The sequence below is a fragment of the Rhodococcus sp. KRD197 genome, from assembly GCF_017168235.1.
Lineage (GTDB): Bacteria > Actinomycetota > Actinomycetes > Mycobacteriales > Mycobacteriaceae > Rhodococcoides.
The window spans coordinates 1-23,234 of the sequence record NZ_JABFAO010000008.1; the positions used below are offsets into that span (position 1 = coordinate 1).

The 23,234-nt window shown below is 59.6% G+C and carries 24 protein-coding genes and 4 pseudogenes; 17 read left to right on the top strand and 11 right to left on the bottom strand.

The genetic code is table 11. The features are described 5' to 3' along the window. Positions 1 to 182: 182 nt before the first annotated feature. Entirely contained in the window at positions 183 to 377 is a 195-nt protein-coding gene (locus J1M86_RS13605) for a hypothetical protein (protein ID WP_139318311.1), read from the bottom strand. A gap of 420 nt (positions 378 to 797) precedes the next feature. On the opposite strand from J1M86_RS13605, the gene J1M86_RS13610 reads away from it, so the two are divergent. From J1M86_RS13610 to J1M86_RS26385, 9 genes are all read left to right on the top strand, one after another. Continuing rightward, positions 798 to 1,535: an ABC transporter permease gene (locus J1M86_RS13610; protein WP_075840846.1), complete on the top strand. Its 738-nt coding sequence runs from the start codon at positions 798 to 800 to the stop codon at positions 1,533 to 1,535. 32 nt (positions 1,536 to 1,567) lie between these two features. Beyond that, the gene (locus J1M86_RS13615; protein WP_075840845.1) at positions 1,568 to 2,431 is read left to right on the top strand and encodes an ABC transporter permease; all 864 of its coding nucleotides are present in this window, start codon (positions 1,568 to 1,570) and stop codon (positions 2,429 to 2,431) included. A gap of 99 nt (positions 2,432 to 2,530) precedes the next feature. After that, positions 2,531 to 3,493 (top strand): MlaD family protein, encoded by a 963-nt coding sequence (locus J1M86_RS13620; protein WP_307786632.1) that lies wholly within the window; start codon positions 2,531 to 2,533, stop codon positions 3,491 to 3,493. After that, on the top strand, positions 3,493 to 4,497 hold the full coding sequence (locus tag J1M86_RS13625; RefSeq protein ID WP_206510281.1) for an MlaD family protein: 1,005 nt from the start codon (positions 3,493 to 3,495) through the stop codon (positions 4,495 to 4,497). The genes J1M86_RS13620 and J1M86_RS13625 overlap by 1 nt, the downstream gene beginning before the upstream one ends. Then, positions 4,497 to 5,492, top strand: coding sequence for an MlaD family protein (locus J1M86_RS13630; RefSeq protein ID WP_206510287.1), 996 nt, complete (start codon positions 4,497 to 4,499; stop codon positions 5,490 to 5,492). Before J1M86_RS13625 ends, J1M86_RS13630 begins: the two co-directional genes overlap by 1 nt. Then, the gene (locus tag J1M86_RS13635) at positions 5,486 to 6,565 is read left to right on the top strand and encodes an MCE family protein (RefSeq protein WP_075840843.1); all 1,080 of its coding nucleotides are present in this window, start codon (positions 5,486 to 5,488) and stop codon (positions 6,563 to 6,565) included. Before J1M86_RS13630 ends, J1M86_RS13635 begins: the two co-directional genes overlap by 7 nt. Positions 6,566 to 6,666: 101 nt before the next feature. Next, positions 6,667 to 7,605, top strand: a complete 939-nt coding sequence (locus J1M86_RS13640) for an MlaD family protein (RefSeq protein ID WP_230558468.1) — start codon at positions 6,667 to 6,669, stop codon at positions 7,603 to 7,605. Between the two features lie 65 nt (positions 7,606 to 7,670). After that, positions 7,671 to 8,558 (top strand): MlaD family protein, encoded by an 888-nt coding sequence (locus J1M86_RS13645; protein ID WP_241260072.1) that lies wholly within the window; start codon positions 7,671 to 7,673, stop codon positions 8,556 to 8,558. A 70-nt stretch (positions 8,559 to 8,628) separates the two neighbouring features. Next, positions 8,629 to 9,366 carry a hypothetical protein gene (locus J1M86_RS26385; RefSeq protein WP_230558469.1) on the top strand — a complete coding sequence of 246 codons (738 nt, stop codon included), beginning with the start codon at positions 8,629 to 8,631 and terminating at the stop codon, positions 9,364 to 9,366. A gap of 52 nt (positions 9,367 to 9,418) precedes the next feature. Here J1M86_RS26385 and J1M86_RS13655 read toward each other — a convergent pair. Further along, positions 9,419 to 9,576, bottom strand: a pseudogene (locus J1M86_RS13655) (transposase); the annotation flags it as partial. A 501-nt stretch (positions 9,577 to 10,077) separates the two neighbouring features. Beyond that, positions 10,078 to 10,845, bottom strand: coding sequence for a TetR/AcrR family transcriptional regulator (locus J1M86_RS13660; RefSeq protein ID WP_269419447.1), 768 nt, complete (start codon positions 10,843 to 10,845; stop codon positions 10,078 to 10,080). Between the two features lie 333 nt (positions 10,846 to 11,178). On the opposite strand from J1M86_RS13660, the pseudogene J1M86_RS13665 reads away from it, so the two are divergent. Next, positions 11,179 to 11,426, top strand: a pseudogene (locus J1M86_RS13665) (IS1380 family transposase); the annotation flags it as partial. Between the two features lie 93 nt (positions 11,427 to 11,519). On the opposite strand, the gene J1M86_RS13670 reads toward J1M86_RS13665, so the two are convergent. Further along, entirely contained in the window at positions 11,520 to 11,855 is a 336-nt protein-coding gene (locus tag J1M86_RS13670) for a PaaI family thioesterase (RefSeq protein ID WP_307786633.1), read from the bottom strand. 257 nt (positions 11,856 to 12,112) lie between these two features. Continuing rightward, positions 12,113 to 12,427, bottom strand: a complete 315-nt coding sequence (locus J1M86_RS13675) for a DUF4873 domain-containing protein (RefSeq protein WP_075840836.1) — start codon at positions 12,425 to 12,427, stop codon at positions 12,113 to 12,115. Positions 12,428 to 12,556: 129 nt separating this feature from the next. Between J1M86_RS13675 and J1M86_RS13680 the strand changes: the two genes are divergently transcribed. From J1M86_RS13680 to J1M86_RS26390, 6 genes are all read left to right on the top strand, one after another. Further along, entirely contained in the window at positions 12,557 to 13,525 is a 969-nt protein-coding gene (locus tag J1M86_RS13680) for a diiron oxygenase (RefSeq protein WP_206510283.1), read from the top strand. Between the two features lie 179 nt (positions 13,526 to 13,704). Further along, the gene (locus J1M86_RS13685) at positions 13,705 to 15,225 is read left to right on the top strand and encodes an NAD(P)/FAD-dependent oxidoreductase (protein WP_075840835.1); all 1,521 of its coding nucleotides are present in this window, start codon (positions 13,705 to 13,707) and stop codon (positions 15,223 to 15,225) included. A 46-nt stretch (positions 15,226 to 15,271) separates the two neighbouring features. After that, positions 15,272 to 16,141 (top strand): SDR family oxidoreductase, encoded by an 870-nt coding sequence (locus J1M86_RS13690; protein WP_075840834.1) that lies wholly within the window; start codon positions 15,272 to 15,274, stop codon positions 16,139 to 16,141. Continuing rightward, positions 16,138 to 17,208, top strand: a complete 1,071-nt coding sequence (locus J1M86_RS13695; protein WP_206510285.1) for a ferredoxin--NADP reductase — start codon at positions 16,138 to 16,140, stop codon at positions 17,206 to 17,208. Before J1M86_RS13690 ends, J1M86_RS13695 begins: the two co-directional genes overlap by 4 nt. Next, positions 17,198 to 17,872: an alpha/beta fold hydrolase gene (locus tag J1M86_RS13700; protein ID WP_241260074.1), complete on the top strand. Its 675-nt coding sequence runs from the start codon at positions 17,198 to 17,200 to the stop codon at positions 17,870 to 17,872. Before J1M86_RS13695 ends, J1M86_RS13700 begins: the two co-directional genes overlap by 11 nt. 11 nt (positions 17,873 to 17,883) lie before the next feature. Beyond that, positions 17,884 to 18,111, top strand: a complete 228-nt coding sequence (locus J1M86_RS26390; protein ID WP_241260075.1) for an alpha/beta hydrolase — start codon at positions 17,884 to 17,886, stop codon at positions 18,109 to 18,111. 155 nt (positions 18,112 to 18,266) lie between these two features. Here the strand turns inward: J1M86_RS26390 and J1M86_RS13705 are convergent, their stop codons facing one another. The 5 genes from J1M86_RS13705 to J1M86_RS13725 form a co-directional block, all read right to left on the bottom strand. After that, positions 18,267 to 18,656 (bottom strand): DedA family protein, encoded by a 390-nt coding sequence (locus J1M86_RS13705; RefSeq protein WP_075840833.1) that lies wholly within the window; start codon positions 18,654 to 18,656, stop codon positions 18,267 to 18,269. An 85-nt stretch (positions 18,657 to 18,741) separates the two neighbouring features. Next, a complete protein-coding gene (locus tag J1M86_RS13710) occupies positions 18,742 to 19,380 on the bottom strand; it encodes an IS3 family transposase (protein ID WP_269419448.1) in 639 nt (212 codons plus the stop codon). Further along, positions 19,371 to 19,685 (bottom strand): hypothetical protein, encoded by a 315-nt coding sequence (locus J1M86_RS13715; RefSeq protein WP_075840832.1) that lies wholly within the window; start codon positions 19,683 to 19,685, stop codon positions 19,371 to 19,373. The genes J1M86_RS13710 and J1M86_RS13715 overlap by 10 nt, the downstream gene beginning before the upstream one ends. Beyond that, a complete protein-coding gene (locus J1M86_RS13720; protein WP_075840831.1) occupies positions 19,686 to 19,973 on the bottom strand; it encodes a hypothetical protein in 288 nt (95 codons plus the stop codon). 167 nt (positions 19,974 to 20,140) lie between these two features. Then, positions 20,141 to 20,788 carry a TetR/AcrR family transcriptional regulator gene (locus tag J1M86_RS13725; protein WP_075840841.1) on the bottom strand — a complete coding sequence of 216 codons (648 nt, stop codon included), beginning with the start codon at positions 20,786 to 20,788 and terminating at the stop codon, positions 20,141 to 20,143. 122 nt (positions 20,789 to 20,910) lie between these two features. On the opposite strand from J1M86_RS13725, the pseudogene J1M86_RS13730 reads away from it, so the two are divergent. Then, positions 20,911 to 22,464: pseudogene (locus tag J1M86_RS13730) on the top strand (MFS transporter); the annotation flags it as partial. 61 nt (positions 22,465 to 22,525) lie between these two features. On the opposite strand, the pseudogene J1M86_RS13735 reads toward J1M86_RS13730, so the two are convergent. Further along, positions 22,526 to 23,061 (bottom strand): annotated as a pseudogene (locus tag J1M86_RS13735) (IS30 family transposase); the annotation flags it as partial. Between the last annotated feature and the right edge of the window lie 173 nt (positions 23,062 to 23,234).

A 23,234-nucleotide genomic window follows, 5' to 3' on the forward strand; every position in this document is an offset into this window, starting at 1 on the left:
CCTCGACGCGAAAGACCCAGTGGAACAACCCGGCACGAGAGGTCGGACGATCACCCACGCCCGCACTCCACTCGAAGCCGCACAACCAAACTCACAGCGACGCCATCAGTTGATCGGTGCATTCGGGCTTAAGCAGATAAGCAGTACAAAAGTTCGACTGTCGAATACGCTGGTGAGCCCGTTCAGTGAAGCAGGTGGCGGCCGTCGAGGTCGTTTGCGGTGAAGGTCCAGGTGCAGGCTGCGTTTGGCCTGGCCCAGGGCATGAAGGACAGTCGGATGGTCGGGGTCGTGGCCTTCTGCTCGGATGGCTGCGCGTTCGTCGTCGTCCATGTCTGGTTGGACGCGCACGCAGGTGCGTCGGTTCCCGCAACAGTCATTCGTTCGACTGACTGTTGCGTCAAAACGGCGTCTCCCGATCGAGTCGTCGGTGTGGTGCATTCTGGCAAGGAAGGAACTTTCACTGCGTATCGAGCTGCCGTGATCGATAGTCAGTCCGGTACCCACGGCATGTGTACGTCGCGCATTCTGGAGCGATGCATGTGCGGGGGCCGTATCGCGCCTTAGCCAAGACCTCCATATCGTCTATCGCGGGGACCTGTCAGGTGCCCGCGCCCGATAGAGTGCCCGCTATCGCAGCGCAAGAAGAGCGATTCCGCAGTACTGGCCCTGAAACCTCAAGTACCTGATACCTTCTGTAACGACCGGATGAGATCAACCTTATTAAGGGACCTGTGAACGCTGCACCCTCGGCTTTAACGCGCGTTGCTGACAGTTTTGCTACCGTCGGCAGCACCACGGTGCTCGCTGCGTCCGCGATCCGGTGGACCGTCCAGGATTTTTTTACGGGTCGACTTCCGATCCGCGAGATCGTCATTCAGACATGGTTCGTTATCAGCGTGACGACGTTACCAGCCATCCTTGTGGCAGTACCGTTCGGTGTCATCGTGTCGGTTCAGGTTGGCAGTCTGACTCAACAAGTAGGTGCCACTTCCATAGCGGGGGCCGCAGGAGGTCTCGGTATAATTCAGCAGGGAGCGCCGATAGTCACCGCTTTACTTCTCGGCGGAGCTGCGGGTTCAGCCATTGCGGCGGACTTGGGTGCCCGGACGATCCGCGAGGAGATCGATGCTCTCCGGACAATGGGAATAAATCCGATTCGCAGAATGGTTGCACCACGCTTCGTTTCGGTGCTCATCACAGCTCCGATGCTGTGCTTGCTGATCATTGTTACCGGGCTGGTCGCCGGGTACGCCCTCAGCGTCAGCGTTCAGGACATCACGCCAGGCAGCTATGTGGCGTCGTTTGCGTCGTTCACCAGTGTCACAGAGTTGATTCTTGCAATTGTAAAGTCGCTGATTTTCGGATTGGTCGTCGTCGCGATCGCGTGTCACCGGGGACTCTCGACCAAAGGCGGGCCCCAAGGCGTGGCGACCTCTGTAAATGCGACGGTTGTTCTGGGGGTAATCACTTGCTTCATCATTAATCTCGTTATTACGCAACTGACGACGATGTTCGCTCCGATAACGATCGGATAGCGGCGGACCCTGTGAAGGTAGAAACAGACCCTATGAAGACAGTGGTTTCAACTCACCGTAGTTCCTTTACCCGTCCGTTGTCTGCCGCGCTGAATACTCCTGTGCAGTTTTTGCAGCAGGTCGGTCACGTCACCACGTTTGCGTTGCAGACCGCTGCGGGTATGCGGTATGCACTGTCTATTTACCGACGCCAGACGATGCTTTACGTTGAAGAGTTTGCCTGGGGGAGGGGTGCTGTTGTTGTCGGTGGCGGAACCGCGATCGTCCTGGTCATTCTAGGTCTCGCGGTCGGTGCCTCGATTGGCATTCAGGGCTACGCATCGCTAGATCTCGTGGGGATGGGGTCGCTCACCGGATTCCTTTCTTCGTACGCCAACACGCGCGAGCTAGCGCCAATGATCGCTGGCATCGGCTTTGCCGCTCAGGCTGGCTGCCGCCTAACTGCGGAAATAGGGTCGATGCGCATTGCTGAAGAGATCGATGCCCTAGAGTCAATGGCGGTTCGACCGATTCCGTTTGTGGTCAGTACCCGCGTTCTGGCTGCCGTCACCATCATCATTCCGCTGTATATCATGACTCTCCTCCTCGCGTATGCGGCAGCCGAGGCTGTCGTCATATATGTTCACGGTCAATCGACGGGGACGTACGATTTTTATTTTAGCCAGTTCTTGGTGCCTCAGGACATTCTGTTTTCGATTATTAAAGTGGTCGTCTTCGTGGTATCGGTCGTCATTGTGCACAGTTATCAGGGATATTATGCGACGGGCGGAGCGGAGGGAGTTGGCCGTGCATCCGGCCGGGCGATCCGGGCGAGCCTCATTATTATTGTGGTGGAGGACATGATTCTGACGCTACTGATGTGGGGATTCGATTCCGGCGTTAGAATCTCAGGGTAGGAGTACGTCAGAATGACAATGTATAGAGATCTTACGGGTCGCGCGCCGTCGGCTACCAACCAACTTGCGAGAGGGTCAGTGGTCGTCCTAATTGCCGCGGTGATCGCGTATTTCATTGCCGGAAACGCTGCCGGCAAATACGAAGAACAGTGGACTGTGACAATTGAGGCCGAAGAGATCGGCGATGGGTTACGCGCCGGTTCCGAGGTCAAGTATCTCGGAACGACCGTGGGTGCGGTCGACACAATCGACAACAAACAGTACGGAGCGAGCGTCAAGTTGGATTTCCCGAACACCGTCGGCGCGAAACTCGATCTGCGAGACGACTTAGCTGTGAACTACACCTCGTCAAACGGCCTCGGCCCCATAGTGCTCGAAATTGTAGACGCCGGTCGAGGCGTAGGTATCCCCAAAAATGGCAGCGTATACGTCAGCAAGGAGCAATCGAATCAAACGTCGGTGTCCACGTTGGTCAGAAAAATCGCCAAGTTGGTCGGGGCGCTGGACACCCCAGCGTTCAACGCTGTAGTCAAGTTCGTCGTCGACCAGTCGCAAACGGTCGCTGATTCCGGGAGGGTCATGTTCGAGTTGGCTCGGCTGACGCGGGATGTTCAGCAGCGGCCGGCGAGTGAGGACCTGAAAATCGCTGCGGATCTTTCGTCGGGCGCTGCGGACTTTCTCGAACCGTTTGTACCTGGCCTCGTGGTCAATGCCGATATCGCTGACTTCTTCGGAACGCCGAGCAACGTCGACCGCTCGATAGGGAACCTCACTGATACGGGGGAGGTCCTGTTTGGTGGTTTGGGTGGCTTGTTGAGCAAAAATTATCCAGCCCTGAACTCGTTGCTGGATGTTGGTCTTGATCTCGCGACGCCGGTGGCGCGTTCGGCCTCGGGGCTAGCGCTCACGATCGACACCCTTCCCGAACTGCTCGAACGAATCGACAGGGCGACTCCGCGCATCGACGACAGGGTGCAATTGCAAGTCGCGGCGATAATCCGGACTTCTCCCGTCTTTCAGCAGGCACTAGCCGTGGCGGTACCTCTCTCAGGAGTTCGCTAGTGAAATCAATTAGACCCGCACTGTTTAAGATCGTGGTATTCGCTGCTGTGATCGCTGCGTTTTCGTATGTCCTTGTGGCTATCCTTGAGCCTAGCTCGGATCGTTCCAGTAGTTCACACACCGCGGTGTTCACCGACGCGTCAGGGTTGAAGGAGCGAGATGGCGTGCGACTCGCGGGCGTGAGGGTCGGCTACGTGACCGCGGTCGAACTCGTTGGTTCGTTCGCCGAAGTTTCCTTTCAACTCAATGGTGGCGTATGGGTCACGGAGCGAACGCAAGCCGCCATCAGGTACCAGAATCTTCTGGGCCAGCGATACGTCGAGCTTATCGTGCCCGAACACGGAACAGAATCAACCTTAATGTCAGTAGAGGATATCCCTGTGTCAAATACAATTCCCTCGTTCGATGTGTCGACCCTCTTCAACGGCTTCAAACCGGTGTTTGATACCTTGAACGCAAGGGAGATTAACACTCTCCAGAGCAATCTGTTGCGCGTCGCTCAGGGTGACGGTGCCGGAATTGCACCCGTCGTGGAGCAGATAGCCAATCTTACGGAGTATGGTGAGCAACGCTCTGCGATCATCACCAACATTGTGAGTAGCCTCGGCGCGCTCTCTGAGCAGCTTCGAGGACGCTCGACTGAATTGGTTGAGCTGATCGACAAGCTGGGCTCGATCGTCGACGCCTTCAGCAAGGTAAGCGATCGGCTGCGGGAGTCGCTTCGCGAAGTAAACGTATCACTGGCACCGGCAGTGCTTCTCGGCGAGCAACTCGACAGAACTTATGACAACAGCTACGACGATATTTTCCAACGGCTCCTACGTGACGGCGGGTGGGAGGAGATGCTCGACGGTGCCGTTCTTCTCAAGCCGCTATTGGACGCAGTTTCGGTAGCGACGCGCGACGTTGGGGCATCGGGCAGTGCATGTTCGGCGGGTGCGCGCCCACTTCCCCCAACGGCAGAAGTGGTACTACTCGGCCAGCGGCTGGTGGTGTGCCAATGATGCGCCTCACGAGATTGGCCCATCCGCGCCGCCAGCCCGGGCGGCGGCGCGACCTGATAGTCGCCGTATCTTTCACATTGGTTTTGGCCACTGGTCTTCTCATCTCGGTGGCGGTGTATGCATTCCCCCTGAACCAAACGACATACACAGCATTGATGCGAAACACCGGAGGGCTGGAACCTGGCGATCAAGTGCGTGTCGCCGGCACACGCGTAGGAAAAGTGAGTTCGGTGCAACTGACCGGCACGCACATCACCGTGCAATTTGGAGTCGAGAACGGAGTCCGTGTTACCGCCGAGGCATCGACATCCGTCAAACTCACGACCCCTATTGGTGGCCGTGTGCTCGACGTCGACCCTGGAATGGGCGAGACGAAACTAGTTGATCCGATCCCACTGGTACGCACCACAACGGCATATGACATTTCAAGCACCTTGGAAACGACCACACCGGTGTTCCGAGATGTCAGTGGCGTCGACTTGCGTAAGACCGCTGAACTCTTGCAAGACGGGTTCTCCGACGGAAACACCTACATCCCCGATGCGTTGAGGAACACCAGTCAACTGATGGACCTGCTGCAGGGGCAATATCAGCAGCTCGATCAGGCCGTAGAACTTTCCGACGAATACCTTCTGACCCTGGCGGACCGCAAAGAGGATCTCGCCGACTTCCTGAGCCAGCTAAGCTTCCTCGCCAGCACGCTCGGCCCTGATATTCAAAACGTTCAAAGTGGGTTCAATTACCTTAAAAGATTATTTGCCTTGCTGACCAGGCCGCTAGTTGCCTATCAAGCAGGGATAGAGCCCTCTGTACAGGAGTTCAAGGAGCTTCTGGCGAAAGTCGAGGGTCGACTTCCAGACTATTACAATGCGCTGAACCAGGTCGACGAGATCACCCGACGCCTCGAGACCGTACTCGGCGTGCCTACCGAGAGCGCGCAGGAAACCGGTGAGATGATACAGGTGTGTATCCCAACTCCGGGAGCGATATGTTGAAACGGCCAGTCCGCAAATGGAGCCTAGTGGCTGCGGTCGTCCTCGTCCTCGTCGCTGTGGCGACCGGGCTAATCCTAAGAAGCACGCCGTTCGGCACCAGTACGCGAGCGCTGTGTGCGGAATTCACAGACACATCAGGATTGTACGAGGGCAACGTCGTTGCGATGCTAGGCAAAAAAGTTGGCCAAGTCGTTGCCGTCCACGAGACGCCTCAGAGCGTACGCGTCGACATGGAGGTTGACCAAAACCTAGTTCTGCCAGCTGAGGTCGGTGCCACTCTCGTGTCAACATCGATCGTGACCGAGCGGCAAGTCGAGTTCACCGAGCCATATAGCGGCGGCGCAAAGTACGACAGTTCTAGTTGTATACCGATCGCCAAGACTAGAACCCCGTTGGGAATCAGCCAAACACTCGATTCAATCGATCAACTATCCGATGACCTACTGAAGGATGACGGCGCCAATACAGACGCAGTCGTTCAGTCACTCAAGCTGATTTCGCAGAACATGCAGGGCACGGAGACCAGCGTGTCGAGCATTCTGAGGAATTCCGCATCCTTGATTGATGATCCCGCACGGCGAGACGGGCAAATCAGGCGAATAGTCGAAAACTTGGCGACGTTGACCGAGGTTCCTGTAAAAAACAGCGCAGAAGTGTCCGCGCTACTCGCGAATTTCGTCAACGCGATCGAGGTGATTATTGCCTTCGGGGAGGAATTCGGCGGAGCGGTCGAATACGCAGATATTTTCGTACCGATCCTGTCACGATTTGCGTCCGACTTAGGCCCCCCGATCTTTGAGATCGGCGACACAGCTGTGCCCCTTGTCGCGGATGCCGCGAACAGACCGGATGTTGTCGCAACGTTCGCCGTCCGGATGGCAAATTTGATCGGTGAGTATCCCGACGCGAAATCCATTGTCAAAGTCTTCTCGCGATCAATTCCGTTGCAGAGTCTCGTCGATCAGTGTGGGGCCCCGACAGCGCAGAACGTCTGTTCCGGTAATGCAGGTCCCAATGCGGGTGCTTTGCTTTCTGCTTCACAAATCAGCGGCTTGCTGGGGGGTGTTCGCTGATGTTGTCGAGACATTGGGTACGACTGGGATGTCCGTGCCTACTCCTCACACTGATTATCTTCCTCAGCTCATGCGGAATCGACGCCGATAATCCCCCCACGTTGCCCAGGCTGGGGGATGACAGCTATCGCGTCGACATCGAGTTCACGAGCGCTCTGAACCTGCCTGCTCAAGCGAAGGTCCTGTCGGCGGGCGCGCGGGTTGGCACAGTAACCAACGTGCAGTACGACGCCGGCCGGGCCGTCGTGCAGACTGCCATAGATGATACGGCTGTCGTGTCTGCGCAGTCGCGCGCCGAACTGCGGCAAGACACCCTCCTAGGCGAAATCTACGTAGCAATCTTGCCGCCGATCACGACCACCCCCGCGGCGGGCGACGCGCTAGCGCCTGGGGCGGTGATACCGTTGAGCAGAACTGAGCCGGCTGCCAATGTCGAGGATGTGATGCGCGGAATGGCCAACATTCTGGGGGGCGGTGAGTTGGATAAAATTCACACTGCCATCAGCACTTTGAATGCAACTTTTCCGCAGGATGAACGTGAGTTCGGAGAACTCTACGACACCACACTGCGCACCCTGTCGGACGTCTCTCGCAACACGGGCCAGCTTGACCGCATCCTAGAATCTACGAACCGTACCTTGCGGACTGTGCTGAACGACCCTAACGGGATCGACCGAATGCTCGACAAGGGTGGGCGCAACTTCTCCGGGCTCGGTACCTCGTTAGTCGAAGTTGCCTTGCTGATCGCGAATCTAAGGAGTTTTTCAGTGAGCACCGGACGCATCGTCAATCCTGAGTATGAGCGACTGACCCAAAGCATCGGAGCTATTACGCCGGTGATTCGGTCGATATCAACATCCGACATCACCTCACAAAGAGTGGTCCGAAGCGCGACAAACCTGTTGCGCGACAAGCTTATCCCATTGGCGAGTGCCCCGAGCATGAACGTGTCGGAGTTCTCCGTTGATGGGCGCGAAATGGCATACGGTAGTGCAGACTCGGTGATAATGGTTCTGAGGTCGATTGGAATGTTGCCATGATCCGAAAATCTGCGCTCTCGGTAGTTGCTCTGATCGCGGTCCTGCTCGTAGGTGGGGCATATCTCATGGTTGGAATAGCAAAAGTAAAGCCCTGGGACTCTCAGTACACCCTGATGGTCTCCGTTCCGGCTTCGGGTGGATTATTGGACACATCACCGGTTTTGGTACGGGGAGTTCCGGTTGGTCGAGTCACTCATATCGGCGTCTCGGCTCGAAAATTAGAGATTCGCATGTCGATCAATTCGGACAAGGGAATTCCTCGGAATAGCCGGTTAAACATTCAGAACCTTTCTATCGCTGGTGAACAGTACGTCAATTTCGTTCCGGAGAGCGACGATGGTGATTTGTATCGTAACGGAGATGTCATTCCCGAGGATCTAGTCCATGTCTCTACCTCTATCCCCGAGGTGCTTCCCAAGCTCGCTCAGGTTGCCGACGCGCTCGACTCGGACTCCATCGACCAGTTGAACACGACCATCGCGGAAGCGGTGAACGGCCGCGACGCTGATCTGCAATTGATCGGCGACATGTCTCTCCGAATGGCTGAGTTCGTCTCCCGCGACGGCTCGTTGCGGGTTGCGGCTGACAATGCAGAGTTCATACTCGGCCTGATGTCTACTGCCGATGCAGGTGATGTGCTAAGTACAGCCTCCGTGAGGACGCCTGCGGCCGTGGATGGGCTGGCTAGAATCCAGCGTGCCTTCATAAATTTCACTACCGGTTCATATGACAAGTGGCCTCCAATCTTAACGCTCGTGGAGAAGCTCAGTGGGTACATTCAGGTACTCCAGCCCGAGATCGTCACCATCACGCGCGCAGTCAAGCCATCAACGGCGCGCATTTCCGATACTTATATCGATTTCGCCTCGATCAGCGATCTACTATCTCGAGCATTCCCGCAGCATGCCCCCGGTCGTGCGGTCCTACCCCTCGAGGTAATACCCGAGAACTGAAGCGGATGTTGAGCCCCGCAAATTGCAACGCCATCGACATGTACCGAGTAGTAACGTAAGGGTCCACCACATGAAGCAAAATCCGACTCCGGAGAACGATTATGACGAGCTTGGAGAGCAAGCATCGACGATCGGTGCCGGCGAACAGCCTGAATTGCCGTCGGGTTCCACCCCTCCTGAGACTCCCGCGAAAGCGACAGCAAAAGAGACCAATAGGTCCGATGTTGCCGCTCACGCGGGCAGGGGCAAAGGTGGCCTCCGCGAGAATGTACTCAGACGGGCCTATCGCCCCCGCGGGGACCGTTCGGTGGGTCACCGTGTCAAACGCCGGGCTCTCCCGGCACTCACCGTGGCCTTAGCCATGGTCGCTGGTGCCTTTGCCTACCTTTACGCTGATATCAACAACGCGAAAACGAGTGCCGAAAACGAGTTGGCAGCGAGAGGCCACGCCGCCGAGGTCGCCTCGGAGTACGCTCAAAAGTCGCTCACCTATGATCACCAGTCAATTGACAAATTCTTCCAATCAGTCCAGGAGAACGCCTCACCAGCCTTGGTGAAGCGGTACGACGAGGTGAAGCCAACACTTACCCAAATCATGCAGCAAGCGCAAGTGTCGGCGAGCGGTCGTGTGCTAGGGACAAGTGTCACCCGGGTAGATGCTGAAAACTATACGGTCTTAGTGTTCGCCAACCAGAGAACCCAAAACGTCCAGAATCCTCAGGCCAGCGATCTCCCAACGCTTCTGAAAGTAGCGGTGACGAAGTCGGGCGATACATGGGTTGTAGAGGACTATGGACCTGCCGAATGAAGCGGCTTCCGGTTTTAGTTTCATCGAGCGCTCGGGTATGGTTGCCGCAGTGCAGCAGTGATCGGATTCTGTAGTGGGTGAGGTTTCGGAAGCCGAGGGCGTTCGGCGCAGCGCTTCGAGCCTTCCATTCATGGCTTCGGTCGGCCCGTTCGGCGCTCGGTGCGTGAAGTAGGCGAGGATGTCCGCCCGCCTACGGTGCAGCGTCCTTCCCGAGCTGGGCGAGTTCTCCAGGCCGGCGAGGGCGACGACGCGGAACGGTTCCATCGCGGTGATTGCGTCGGGAATGGTGTTCAGTCCGGTTACAGCACGACAACGCCGACAACCGTGAACCTCACCGCAGACCACACTCGGTGCTACGCCAGTCGGTGTCGGAGAACTCGCGGCCGCCATCCGAGGAACCGTTGGTCCAAATAGTCTGGCTACATCGGTGAGCATCCCCAGATAGCCAAAGCCGATTTGGGATTCGACGCCAGGGTCACTGTCGGCGACCCAGACAGAAGGTCTCTGCGGCCCAAACCCGTGACGCTCGGTACGGGGCCAAGCATCCCTACAGGCAAGGAGAGCACTCCAATTTTAGCGATCGTCAACGGTTTGCGGACCCGATTCCAGCCACCCAAGCGGTCTGATCTGTTTCTCTTGCGCAAGGAGTTCAATCCCACGCCGCCGCCATACCCGCCCGTGCGGGCGGTCCGGTCGAACTGCGCCTGAGGGTCACCTTCGGTAATCGGATAGATCAACGCAACGAATCATGAAGTCGGGATCATCGAAAACGCGCCGCCGATCGATCGATACCCCCACAAGCTCAGCCGAACCGGCAATTATTGCCCATGTTGTCTCGACTAAGTGATCCACAATGACTGCTCGGGCGACACCCTCCTCGCGGCCTTGTTCAAGCCACCACCCCGTGGCCGAAAGTCCAGAACCCAAGATCGAGCTTACGGCCAGCTGAACCGTCGAGGTATCCATCTTAAGGTCCTCTAAGCGTCGCTCGAATTGCTCCGCTATGATCATAGAAATGGTTCGCAATTCTTCTGCCGCACCACCTCTACCGGACCCAGAGAACTGAAACAACTGGTTCTGAATCAAAAAAGTAAAAACTGACGGGTATTTGTCGACTAAAACGACGTACTCTTCTATCGCTTCGCGCAAAAAGACAATGATGGGCGTTGACGTTTTCGCTTGCAGTACTGTCCGCTCGGCAGAAGCCCAGATCAACGAACCGAATTTGTGAGCGATTGCGCCATGCAAGTCTGCCCGATCTTTAAAATGTCGGTACAGTTTCGGCTTCGAGGCGTTAGCTTCAGTCGCGATATCTTCCATGCTCGCAGCGACACCGTGACGCTCGATGGCTCGAATTGCTGCGTCTACAATCCTAGCCCGTGCCTCCACCCGGTGCGAATCCCAACGCGTAGTTCTGGCGTCCGCGACCCGCCGCTGAATCGACTGCGGAACGGACCCGAAGACTGATGATAACTCCACAGTCCGAAGAGTATCACGCAGATCTGATAGAGTAGCGGTCAACGGACGAGTCGGTGCATTGAGACGACTGGCAACATACCAGTGCACCCCAGTCGCGGTGAGCGGCCGACATCGCCGACGCTGGTCAAGCGGTCAATGCTTGAACGGGGGTCACGGACGGCTTCGGTCTTGCATAGACCAATTGTCCTCTCCACCAACGCAATATAAAACCCTGGATGCACCGATCAGGTGAGAACTCAGCGCGAGTTGTACACACGAAATTCCCTGTCGTGGTGAAGAATTAGACTTCTCTCATAGAGCGAATTTTAATCACACACGAAGTGCATCTCGCAGATGCAACTATCTCACACCCGACCTGTCGCCGTCGCACGCTTCGACGACCCCAACCTCATGTCCGTCGCCGGGATTGGTCCCGGTCATGGCACTGGCGCAAAGGTCGGGCCTGCTCACCCTCGCTGATCAGCACCTGATGTCACCACCGACCGACGCCGGTGCCAACGCCGGCCGAAAGATCGATCCCTGGTCCAGGATTGGTCGTCGGAGCGGATTCCATCGCCGACATGGCGATGCTGCGGCACGGCGTGAGGCGTGCCGTACGGCGTCTGATCCCGGTGTGTTGTGGACCAGGATCAGGGGAGTGTCGTCGCAGATCGGGGCGCTGCTTGCCACCGCGATCAGTGCGGCTCGGATGCCCGCGTGAAGTGCTCGACTGGAACCGTCACGAACACGGCTGTCGCCGTGGCGATGTCGCGCCCACCCTGCGCGTGCAGCTGCGCGGTGACGTACAGCCGACGGCCTTCACGTCGGTCGAGGTTCGCGGTGACCGAGTACGGAGTGTCGAGCCGCACGGGTGCAAGGTAATCGACCTGCAACGACCGGGTGACGGCCAGCTCGCCGACGATGAAGAGGAGGAAGCCGAACAGGTCGTCGAACACGGTGGCGACAGCGCCACCGTGTGCGATACCGGGTGCTCCTACGTGACGTTCGTCGAAGGTATGCACAGCGATCACGCGTTCGCCATCGCGGTGTACATCAAGATGATGTCCGTGCGGATTGTCCGGACCACACCCCAGGCAACGAACCGAGTGCGGTGGCAACTTCGTACCTTCGGGCAGACTTGCAGTCATACCTGCCGTCCAACCCGCCAACACCGGGTCGGCGTGAACGGGGGACGAGTCTGAAACACCTGCAATCGAGCTCGACTGATCTGTCACGACGCTCCTACCGGGCCGATTGATCTGTAGCTGTGATGTTTCGCTATCGGCCATCACTCCACTTCCTCAAGGGTGGTGGGGACGTGATATGGAGGTCGACTCTTGCCGTACACGCGGTAGCGACCCCAGAAATCGACGTCACCCACAACGCATTCGGCGCGTCCTTCGGGCGTCGTAAAGACCGCCATCGTCCGCTTGCCCTCCAGTAGCGCTGCGAGTTCGTCATTCTTGCTGATTCGGCCGTACCAGGTGTACAGGCCGTTGAGGGGCTGAAAATAGCCCTTGATTGTCACCTCGACAGGAATCTCTCTGCCTCGGCACACCAGGGTGGCCTGGCCAGAGTAGTCGAGATCGTGCTGATCGGACACTGGTACCCAACTTTCTTCATCAATCGTTGACAATTGGTCGGTCGCTGATAATACTAGCAGTATCGGGTACCTGGAGTAACAGGCTCCATTCGAAACTCAAGCCCGGCCCGACTACACGGAGGTTTTTGGATGACGATTCAGGATGTCGAAACCAAGTCCGACATCTCGACCGAGGGACTCTCGCGCGTCAACGGGCGCAAGCCGGTAGACATGCAACGATCGGCCGGTCGGTTGTTGCGTTCGTCGGCCGAGAAGTTTTACGACGCCGATATCGATATCGATTGGGATTCCCCATGGGAGGACGGTAAGCGCTTCTTGCCTGAACACCGCGTGTCGCTTTACGGCTCGAAGTTGTGGGACAAGATGAGCGATGAACAGAAATTCGAACTTGGTCGGCATGAGATCGTAAGCATCCTCAGTTTCGGCATATACGCCGAGAACCTTCTGAGTTCTGCCCTCCTGCGGATGGCGGCAAAAGGAGCACTCACCGATCAGCGGTCCCTCTTCGCCCTTACGGAGATTGGCGATGAGTCACGCCACTCGACGATGTTCGCCCGTCTGATCAACAAAACGGGCGTCGCGCCATACAAATTGCCCAAGGGTATGCTCAGTTTCGCCAAGATCCTGCACTTTGTCCCCCTTGGCCCGTCCGTGTCCGGCGCGACCCTTCTGATCGAAGAAATTCTCGACCGGGCGCAGCGTGAGGGTATGAATGATCCTGAAATGCAGCCTCACCTGCGGCAGCTCATGAAGATCCATGTGCTTGAGGAAGCGCGCCACATCACTTTTGCTCGCTTGGAGATGGTCGAGGGAATGCAGCGTCGTGGCCGCATCTCCCGAGCGTGGCATCGCGGCACGCTCGCGGTCATCGCCAACCTTGCGTACCCTTTGCTGATTAACCCGAGGGTGTACCCCGCTGTCGGCATCAACCGGGTGCGTGGCATTTGGGCGCAGCAAACCAGCCCGAACTACGGCACCAACCTGCAGTTCATGTCCGAGCCGATGATCCGCTTCTTCCATGAGGCCGGGATGATGGAAGGCAAGTTCACGATGGCGATGTGGCGCGCCACGCGTAGCCTTCCCGACGATCTTCGGTGACGGGTCGGTCGCATCGCGCGGCCCCCACCGACCAATTCCGCGCGCTCGCGTCGTCCCACGGGGCTCCGGGCAGATTCGTCTGCTTGCACCTCAGCCGTAGCGCGTCGATATCGACGACCCAACGGAACGGGGCGAATTGACCGCGCCTCAGCAACCATCATCAGGAGTATCGATACACAATGACGTCTTCCACCAAGCGCTCTCCACGCACCGCCACGTCGTCGGGACCGGGTACCGCCGCGCCGATTACCACGAAGATCCTAATTGTTGGCAGCGGCTTCTCCGGACTTGGCATGGCCGTACAGCTTCGCCGCAGAGGTAACAGCGATTTCATAGTCTTGGAGAAAGCCGACTCCGTGGGCGGCACGTGGCGCGACAACACCTATCCGGGCTGCGCATGCGACGTCCCGTCCCTAATGTATTCCTACTCGTTCGAGAGCCGCGGTAGCTGGTCGAAGGTTTGGTCGCCGCAGCCCGAGATAGAGCAGTACTTGAAGGACATCTCCGACAAGCGAGGCGTCACGCAAAAGATCCATTTCGGACAAAAGCTTGTCTCGGGTTACTGGAGCGAGTCGGAATCGCGGTGGCATCTTTTTACCGAGTCAGGTCGCGAGTACATCGCGCAGTATCTCGTGTCCGGCGTAGGTGCCCTGCACATCCCGAATTTTCCAGACATCCCAGGGATCGAGAACTTCGCTGGCCAGGCGTTCCACTCCGCGGAGTGGGACCACTCTGTGAACCTCGCGGGAAAGCGGGTGGCGGTCATCGGCACCGGTGCCAGCGCGATCCAGTTCTTGCCCTTCGTGCAGAAGGAAGCCGACACGCTCACGGTGTTCCAGCGGACCCCGGCCTGGGTGCTGCCACGCAAAAATTTCGCGGTACCTCACGCTGTCCGCACGCTGCTCAGTAAGGTCCCGGTTACTCGACGCCTTGCGCGGTGGTCCGCGTATTGGGGCGCCGAGAGCCTGGCTGTGGGTCTCAACGGCCATTCCAATCTGATGCGTCCAATCGAGAAGGTTGCGAAATGGAACATTGAGCGTTCAATCAGCGATCCAGCGCTCCGCAAGAAGCTTGTGCCGTCCTACCGCATCGGTTGCAAGCGAATCCTGGGGTCGAACGACTATTATCCCACACTCGCCGCGACCAACACGACGGTGGTCACCGACCGGATCGACAAGGTCACCGCAGACTCGATCGTCACGTCCGAAGGCGTATCACATCCCGCGGACGTGATCATTTATGCCACCGGATTCCATGTCACCGACGGGTTCGATCAGCTCAAGCTCAAGGGCGCGCGGGGCGATGACCTGCCGACGCACTGGCACCAGACGGGCATCAACACCCATCTCGGCATCGCAACCGAGGGCTTCCCCAACCTGTTTTTCCTCCTCGGACCCAACACCGGACTGGGACACAATTCGGTCGTGTTCATGATCGAACAACAGATCAAGTACATCATGAAGGCCATTGACGCTGTGGCGAGTCGCGGTGCGCAGCGCATCGACGTGCGGCCCGAGATTCAAGAACATTTCAACAAAGACATTCAGCAAAAACTCGCCAAGGGCGTATGGACCAAGGGTGGATGCACCAGTTGGTACCTCGACTCGCACGGTGTCAACCGCACGGTTTGGCCAGGGTTTACATGGCAGTACTGGCGCGCCACCAAGGACTTCGAGCCCGCTGACTATGAAATCGCCTGACAGACCCCTACTGAACACATCGACGAAGCGAAGCGAGTACACAACAGTGAGTAGTGCGATATCGCGCGACTACGCGACGAAAGTCGCGGTCGTCACCGGGGCCGCCTCCGGGATCGGCAGATCACTTGCCCTCCAGCTGGCAGGACGCGGTGCCAGCCTTGCATTGTCCGACATCGACGAGATGCACCTCAAGGAAACGGCCGACATCTGCCGTACGGTGCATGGGGCGACGGTTGAGACCTCCGTGCTAGACGTTGCGGATCGCTCGGCGGTCCAGGACTACGCGGATGGCATCCAGTCCTCCTTCCGGCAGATCAACATGGTGTTCAACAATGCGGGCGTCGCACTCGGTGCCGACGTCATTGATATGTCCTGGGAAGATTTCGATTGGTTAATGGGTATCAACTTCGGTGGTGTCGTCAACGGGTCGAAAGCATTCCTTCCGCACCTGATTTCCTCGGGTGATGGCAATCTGATTAACACCTCCAGCGTCTTCGGGCTGGTCGGTATCCCCAGCCAAAGCGCGTACAACGCATCGAAGTTCGGTGTCCGTGGTTTCACCGAAGCACTTCGCCAGGAGATGAAGATCAGCCGGTACCCGGTCACCGTGACGTGCGTTCACCCCGGTGGCGTGAAGACCAACATCGTCAACCACGCCAGGGGCGTATCCGCCATGGGAGCGGATACGAGCACTATCGCCTCGGTGTTCGACAAGATCGCACGAACGACCCCCGACAAGGCAGCGTCCACGATCCTCAAGGGCGTGGACAAGAAAAAGCCCCGCGTCTTGATCGGCGCAGACGCACGGGGATTCGACTTCATCGCACGCGTTATAGGTCCGCGCTACCAGGACGCGGCTGCGCCGGTGACGCGTATGGGCTACGCGTGGGCGCACAAGCGGGGAATCCTCAAATGAGCGTCGAGCAGGAGGCGCGCCCCAAGACCACCTCGCGCGCGCGGACTCTCACAGTGTCGGAGGTCGTGCAAGAGACCAAGGACTCCATCACGATCTCCTTCGAGGTGCCGGACGAGATCGTCGACGATTTCAAACACCAACCCGGGCAATTCATCACTCTCAAGATCCCGTCCGACCAGACCGGTCATGTCGCACGATGCTATTCGCTGAGCAGTTCTCCTCACGTCGATGATTTCCGTCTCGAGATCGGGGTCAAGCGTACGGACGGTGGGTACGCGTCGAATTGGTTGTGTGACAACATTTCCGTTGGTATGCAGGTCACTGCACTCCCCCCATCGGGGCAGTTCACCGCGAAGAACCTGGACGTCGACATGCTGTTCTTCGCCGGCGGCAGTGGCATCACGCCGGTCCTGTCGCTGGTAAAGTCGGCACTGGTATCGGGCGGAGGGGAAGTCGTGCTGTTCTACGCGAACCGTGACGCCGATTCGATCATGTACGCGCGGCAGCTCCAGCAGATCAGCTCCGAGTTCCCCGAGCGGTTCACGTTGGTCGACTGGCTCGAGTCCGAGAAGGGGATCCCAACGTCCGAAGCTGTAGAGAAGCGCATCCGTGGCCACAAGGGGTCGGAGATCTTTACCTGCGGCCCCGCCCTCTTCATGGACCTGGTGGAAAGGTCTGCCACCGCGTGTGGAGTGGCTCATTCGGTTGTGCATCGAGAGGTGTTCCAGTCTCTCTCAGGTGACCCGTTCGACAACGCCACACTGCGGCGACTCAGCGACGCTGAGGGAGTGGCTACGGCGACGGTCTACCTAAACGGCGAGTGCATAACCACGCAGTGGCCGCGTAACACGCCGCTGCTCGATGTGCTGTTGTCGCAGGGATACAACGCTCCGTACTCGTGCCGCGAGGGAGCGTGCAGTGCCTGTGTGTGCAAGCTGATCGAAGGCGAGGTCGACATGGTACGGAACAACATCCTGGTCGATGAAGATATCGAGGACGGCGAACGCCTTTCCTGCCAAGCGCTACCGCGCACCGACGCCGTGACCATGAGTTTCGATGATCTCTGACACAGCAGCAGGGGTCGATGTTTCTCGACGAACCAGGGAGGTACTCTCCGGCGACGGGACGAGGCTGTTCGTCGAAGAGTTCGGACTCGACGATGACGCGCCTCTGCTGGTGTTCAGCCACGGGTGGGCATGCCAAGGCCGATTCTGGCGGCCACAAATCGACTACTTCGCCAAGACCCACCGTGTGGTGGTGTACGACCAGCGTGGGCATGGTTGGAGCGATCGGGGGCAAGCGCCGTTGTCGTCCTCGGTCCTCGCCGACGATTTGGAGGCGGTTCTGCGCGCCGTTGTCACCTTACCTCGCAAGGCGATGGTCGTCGGGCACAGTATGGGCGGTATGTCCATCATGGGCTGGGCGGCGGGACACCCCGACTCGGTGGCCGCCCTTTCCCGCGCCGCCGTTTTGGCCAGCACGGGTCCATCCGAAGTGGTCAGCAAGTCAATCCTGATCAGGTCGCCACGGCGATTCTCCGCCTCACTCAAGCGCGTGTTCGCCTTGAGTCTTGCGTTGGCGGGGCCGGAGATGGCCAACACGCGACTCACCCGGCGACTTGTGAAGTACGGCACGATGGGTCCCCTCGCTCCGGTCGATGTGGTCGCCGAGTGTTCCGACATCGTGTTGCGGTGCCCGCCGACTGTAAGGGGGGGTGGGGCAAGGTCCTAGCCACCATCGACGTGAGCGCAGGGATTGACCTATTAGCAGTGCCGACGACAGTGCTTGTCGGCACTGCCGACAAGTTGACACCTGAAGTTCATTCTCTAGAACTGGCAGAGCGGCTGCGGCAACATGGCAGATTGCACGAGATGGTGACTCTGCCGTTGATCGGACACATGATCAACATGGAGGAGCCGGACGCATTCAACGCAGCGCTTACCCGGTTGGACACCGCGACCAGGGATTAACTGTGCTGGTGAGATCCCGCCCTCGGTCCCCGATACAGGGTTGTGAATTTCAGAACGGTCTCCACTGATACATCGTCGAGATCGGTCTCCTCGGCGTCGAGCAAGCGGCAGAATGCCAACAAGTCATACCCGTAAGCGCGCACGGTGCGAGGTTGTTAGACGAGGACGTTCGGTACTTCATCCCTGCGTCCCCCGCCATGACGGGAGCGAGCGTGCGGATGAGCTGGTACGAACCGGGCGAGAACGACGGTACGAGCGCCGTATTTGTCGAAGAACACCTGTGCCCGGGCGAGTTGGGCGGGGCCGAGGCGTTTCGCGTCGGGGCGATCGAAGACTGCCGGGCCGGCGGCGCGCCCGATCAGATATCCGCATTGATCACCGAGCGCGGCCGCGATCGGTACGGACAGCAGGATCACCCACAGTGGAACGAAGGGATCGGTCTGGGCGACCAGAACTTCGGCGGTGAAGAGGAGGGAGTCACCGGGGAGGAAGAATCCGACGAGCAGATCCGTCTCGATGAAAATCGCGACGAGGAGGCCGATCAACCCGGATGTGGCGACGAGGATGCTCGGGTCCAGAACCCCTCCGGTCAGTGCAGATGTCTGAACCGTCCCGGGTTTCTTGCCGCTCCTACGCTTGCAACATCTCCGGGTGGAGTGCCGATTCTTGACTGTAGTAGACCTCCTCGAATTCGTCTGGCGTGAGGTAGTCGAGGGTGCTGTGGAGTCGGCGTTGGTTGAACCAGTCGACCCACCCCATCGTGGCGAATTCGACGTCGTCGATCGTCTTCATCGGGCCGCTCAGGAACGGGCTCCGCTTGGAGACCGCTTCGGTCTTGAATAGTCCAATTGTGCTCTCTGCCAATGCATTGTCGTAGGCATCCCCGACGCTTCCGATCGATGCCGCAATGCCCTCGAGCACAAGCGTTTCCGCGAACGCGATCGAGGTGTACTGGCTGCCGGCGTCGCTGTGATGAATGAGGCCGGGTCCAACGCGGTGTCCACCGTGATCTCGTCGCCACAGCGCCATCTTCAACGCGGTGGTGACCATAGTGGTGTCTTTGACCGTCGAGGCGTGCCACCCGACGATGGCTCGGGAGAAGCAGTCGATGACGAACGCGACGTAGACGAACCCCGCCCACGTCCTGGAGTACGTGAAGTCGGTGACCCACTTCCGATTCGGGGCCTCGGAAGTGAAGTGCGCCGCGGCGACGGTCGCGAGTATCACCAGTGCGGGACCGTAGCGTTTCGTTCGCCAGATCAGCAGCACGGCGACGACGATCCCCAATGCCGCAGTCTCGGGCGGGCCTCCTGCGGTGGTGATGCCGTCGCCACGTGATCGAGCGTCGAACTTCGGTGGATGTCGAGTTCGAGAACGTCGGTCTCGCTCAGCATCGTCTCGCTGTGCTCGCCGGTCATCGTGCACCCGCCCGATCCAGGAGCAGTTGTCCGACCGTGTACGGAGATCGCGGTGTCCGTACCGGCGGCCGCAAGGACGTACGTGTCGGGATCGAGCGGACCTCCGAGCACGATTTTGTCGGCGAGGTGTTCGCGCTCACGGGTAATTGCGAGCACCTATGCTTGCGTGACGACGAACTGGGTCGCGTCGAGCAGGGTGAAGAATTCTCCGTACGCAACCGAGTTGCCTGGGTTGCCTGCACTGTGCACCCTGCCCAGCGTGAGCGAACACTCCTGTGACACCGGGGACGCGTCTGTACCGGGGGACTGGGGAGCGGAGCCGTCAGGTGACTCGCCCGTACCGGGCTTGTCCGCCGATTCGGCTCCGCCGGCAGCGACGCCGATGCGCGGACGTACCGTCCGTTTCTTCTTCCCCGCGCAGAACGATGAATGACGCTCACGCACTGGTTACGAGCGGACACGAGGTTTCCTTCGGGGATCCGTACAACGAGCGACTTCCCGCGCGGTGAAACGGTAGACCGCAACAAGGCGTCGAAGACACGGGCTGCGGACCCGACGGCGAGAAGTTTCCCTCGGGCGGGGCGGGTGCAGAGATCAGTGCGGGGTCATGGTCAGCGCGCGTGTGCGGAGCGTGCAGCGAGGAAGTCGTCAACGAGTTGCTGGCGTTCAGCCGGGCCGATCGGCGGGAGTGCGGTGAGTCGGGTGAAGACGATGGGTCCGACGAGTTGGGTCAGGGCGAGATTGGTGTCGAAGCGACCGAGCTCTTGCTGGGCTTCGGGGCTGCCCAGGATCCGGTCGAACGGTTCGCGGTATTGGTCGACAACCCGCGCGCGAAGGGAACTGACCGGGTTCCGGTCCTCTTCGGGATGCGATGTCGTCTCGGCCGTGTCGGGTTGAACGGACCCGAGGGCGAGCCACCCGAGCATCGTCAGTTGGGCGGGGGCTTCCTCGATGAGCTTGGCCTGACGGTCCAGCAGTTCGATCAACTGTTCACGGACCGTTCCGGACGAAGTCGGTGCGGTGACCGGGGGCAGCAGACGTTCGAACGCCGCGGCCAGGAGTTGGGTGCTGTCGGTGAAGTGCCGGTAGAGGGTGGTCCGCGCGACCTTGGACGCTTTGGTAACCGCGTCGATCGTGACGGCATCGATGCCGCCGGTCGAGAGCAGGAACGTCGCCGCGTCGAGCAGTCGTGCGCGTGAGCGTGCCTTGCGCGGATCCACGAGCCGGTCCTCGTTGTCAACCAGGTTTTCGATGATCATCTTCTCGCCCACCTCGTCATTGTGCCCGAATCAGTCGCGGGCACTATCCACTTACCCAACATCGTGCTACTTATAGTAGCGAAGCGATACCCATCGTATCGCGATATATGTGGAGGTGGCGTATGGCTTCGGGTGATCGGGTGCTGCTGTCGCGGGCACAGAAGTGGACGTTGGTGGTCTCGTGCCTGTCGGTGGCGTTGGTGGTCGCGTCGATGGCGGCCCTGTACACCGCGCTTCCGGACATTGCGGTCACCACCGGGGCGACGCAAACCCAGCTCACCTGGGTGGTCGATGGGTACACGTTGGCGTTGGGGTGTCTGGTGTTACCCGCCGGGGCGCTAGGTGACCGTTACGGCCGGCGAGCGGTGCTGATCGTGGGGCTGACGCTGTTTTCGCTCGCCTCGGCGGCACCACTGTTGATATCGACCCCGTGGTGGTTGATCGCGGCGCGGGCCGCGGCCGGGGTGGGGGCGGCGTTCGTGATGCCGTCCACGCTGTCGATCCTGACCGCGGGCTTCCCCGAGCAGCAGCGGGGGCATTCTGGGGTCCGGGGTGCTGCTCACTTACTGGTCGTGGCAGTCGATCTTCGTCGGCCTGACCGGGGTGGGGGTGTTTCTGCTGTTGTGCGCCTACACCATTCCCGAATCCCGCCAGGAGAATCCGCCGCGGATGGATGTGATCGGATCGGTCGCGGTGGTATTCGCGATCGGACTGGTGGTGCTGGCCATCATCGAGGTGCCGGCACGTGGCTGGTCGGATCCCGTGGTGGTCGCCGGGTTCGGGCTGGGTGTGGTGGCCACGGCGGTGTTCGTGGTGTGGGAGTTACGGGTGGATCATCCGCTGCTCGATGTGCGGTTCTTCGCCCGTCGGGGCTTCGGGAGCGGATCGTTCTCCATCACGATCCAGTTCCTGGTGACGTTCGGCGTCTTCCTGGTCCTCGTCCAATACCTGCAGTTGATCTTCGGATACAGCCCGTTAGGTTCGGCGCTGGCGTTGGCACCGATGATGGTGCCGTTGCTGCTCCTGTCGGCGGTCGCACCGTGGATGGCGGCCCGGCTGGGGTTACGGTTGATGACGGTGACCGGTCTGCTCGCCATCGCCGCGGGTTTGTACTTCGTCAGCCGGCTGGATTTGGACTCTACCTACCTCGACGTGTTGTGGCCGACGCTGATGATGAGCGGGGGTCTGGGCCTTGCCGCGGCACCGGCGACGGCGGCCATTGTCTCGGACACCGCGGTCGAAAAGCACGGGGTCGCCGCGGCGGTCAACGACGCCACCCGCGAGATCGGTGCGGCGATCGGCATCGCGGTCGCGGGCAGTGTCCTCGCCGCCGGGTACAGCCACAACGTCGCCCCGGCGATCGAGCGGCTCCCACCGGAGGCTCGGGGCCCGGTCACAGACTCACTCGCTGGCGCCCTCGAGGTCGCCGACCGGGCGGGACCGGCCGGCCGGCAACTCGCAGACTTCGCCAAGTCCGCGTTCCTGCACGGCACCGAGCAGTCCGCGATCGTCCTCGCACTCATCGCGGCGGCGGGTGCCGCGATCCTGCTGGTCTGGGCGCCCGGCCGCGCTCCCCGCACCCCGGACACGGGCGCATCGGGGAACCCGGCTGAACCGGCCCAGCGCAGTCGATCCCGCGCCCGCCGCTAGCCATCATTGTCGAGAAAGGACGCCCGCGACCCAGCAACCGCTACCGCCACACTCGCCGACCTACATGGGGTGCGGTCCGGACGACCCCGCCGGCCCGTTCTTCACCGGCGGAGCTTCACCGTAACCGTCCTTGTGTGGAGGATGCAGCAGCGTAGTGAATCTGCTGGTCCGTTCGACCAGTGTGCCCACAGCGGTCCGATTGGGTCCGATGATCAGGTCCCCTTCCCACTGGCCAGGTGTCGTCCGGTTGTCGACCTCGTCCGGGCGGGCGGCGATGGTGACGTCGTCGGTGATAAACCCTGTTCGAAGCTTCTTCGCTCGCGCCCGTGGTTTGCGCAGTGCCCGGCCGGTACGCAGGCACGCCACCAACTCACGTTCCAACGCGTTGCGGCCCTCGATGTAGAGAGCCTGATATACCGCTTCGTGAGAGATACGCATCGACTCGTCGTCGGGAAAATCGAGCGGCAACCGGTTCGCGATCTGCTCAGGCTCCACGCGCTCGCCCACCGTCGGTCCGCTCGCCGCGGCTTGTTGCGGCCCTTCCACGACGCGAACGGGCCCACAACGTCGCCGTTCTCATCGCGGAGTACACGAGACAGTTTCTCCGGAACATACTCTCGAACCACCGAGGATCAGCCCCAACTGGAGGCGGCACAGAAACTGGGTTATCCTGGTTGCACCGATTCGGTAGCGACCAAGCGCGGGTCGCAGACACGAAATGCCCTGTCGTAGTGGAAGAATGAGATTTCTCGAGGATCAAATTCGGCCACAACGAAGGGCATCTCGCAGATGCAAC

Excerpts from the sequence above, each read along its gene's own strand:
- J1M86_RS13605 (WP_139318311.1), bottom strand. The coding sequence starts at position 377 with ATGACTGTTGCGGGAACCGACGCACCTGCGTGCGCGTCCAACCAGACA.
- J1M86_RS13615 (WP_075840845.1), top strand. The coding sequence starts at position 1,568 with ATGAAGACAGTGGTTTCAACTCACCGTAGTTCCTTTACCCGTCCGTTG.
- J1M86_RS13630 (WP_206510287.1), top strand. The coding sequence starts at position 4,497 with ATGCGCCTCACGAGATTGGCCCATCCGCGCCGCCAGCCCGGGCGGCGG.
- J1M86_RS13635 (WP_075840843.1), top strand. The coding sequence starts at position 5,486 with ATGTTGAAACGGCCAGTCCGCAAATGGAGCCTAGTGGCTGCGGTCGTC.
- J1M86_RS13645 (WP_241260072.1), top strand. The coding sequence starts at position 7,671 with ATGGTTGGAATAGCAAAAGTAAAGCCCTGGGACTCTCAGTACACCCTG.
- J1M86_RS26385 (WP_230558469.1), top strand. The coding sequence starts at position 8,629 with ATGAAGCAAAATCCGACTCCGGAGAACGATTATGACGAGCTTGGAGAG.
- J1M86_RS13680 (WP_206510283.1), top strand. The coding sequence starts at position 12,557 with ATGACGATTCAGGATGTCGAAACCAAGTCCGACATCTCGACCGAGGGA.
- J1M86_RS13685 (WP_075840835.1), top strand. The coding sequence starts at position 13,705 with ATGACGTCTTCCACCAAGCGCTCTCCACGCACCGCCACGTCGTCGGGA.
- J1M86_RS13695 (WP_206510285.1), top strand. The coding sequence starts at position 16,138 with ATGAGCGTCGAGCAGGAGGCGCGCCCCAAGACCACCTCGCGCGCGCGG.
- J1M86_RS13700 (WP_241260074.1), top strand. The coding sequence starts at position 17,198 with ATGATCTCTGACACAGCAGCAGGGGTCGATGTTTCTCGACGAACCAGG.
- J1M86_RS13725 (WP_075840841.1), bottom strand. The coding sequence starts at position 20,788 with ATGATCATCGAAAACCTGGTTGACAACGAGGACCGGCTCGTGGATCCG.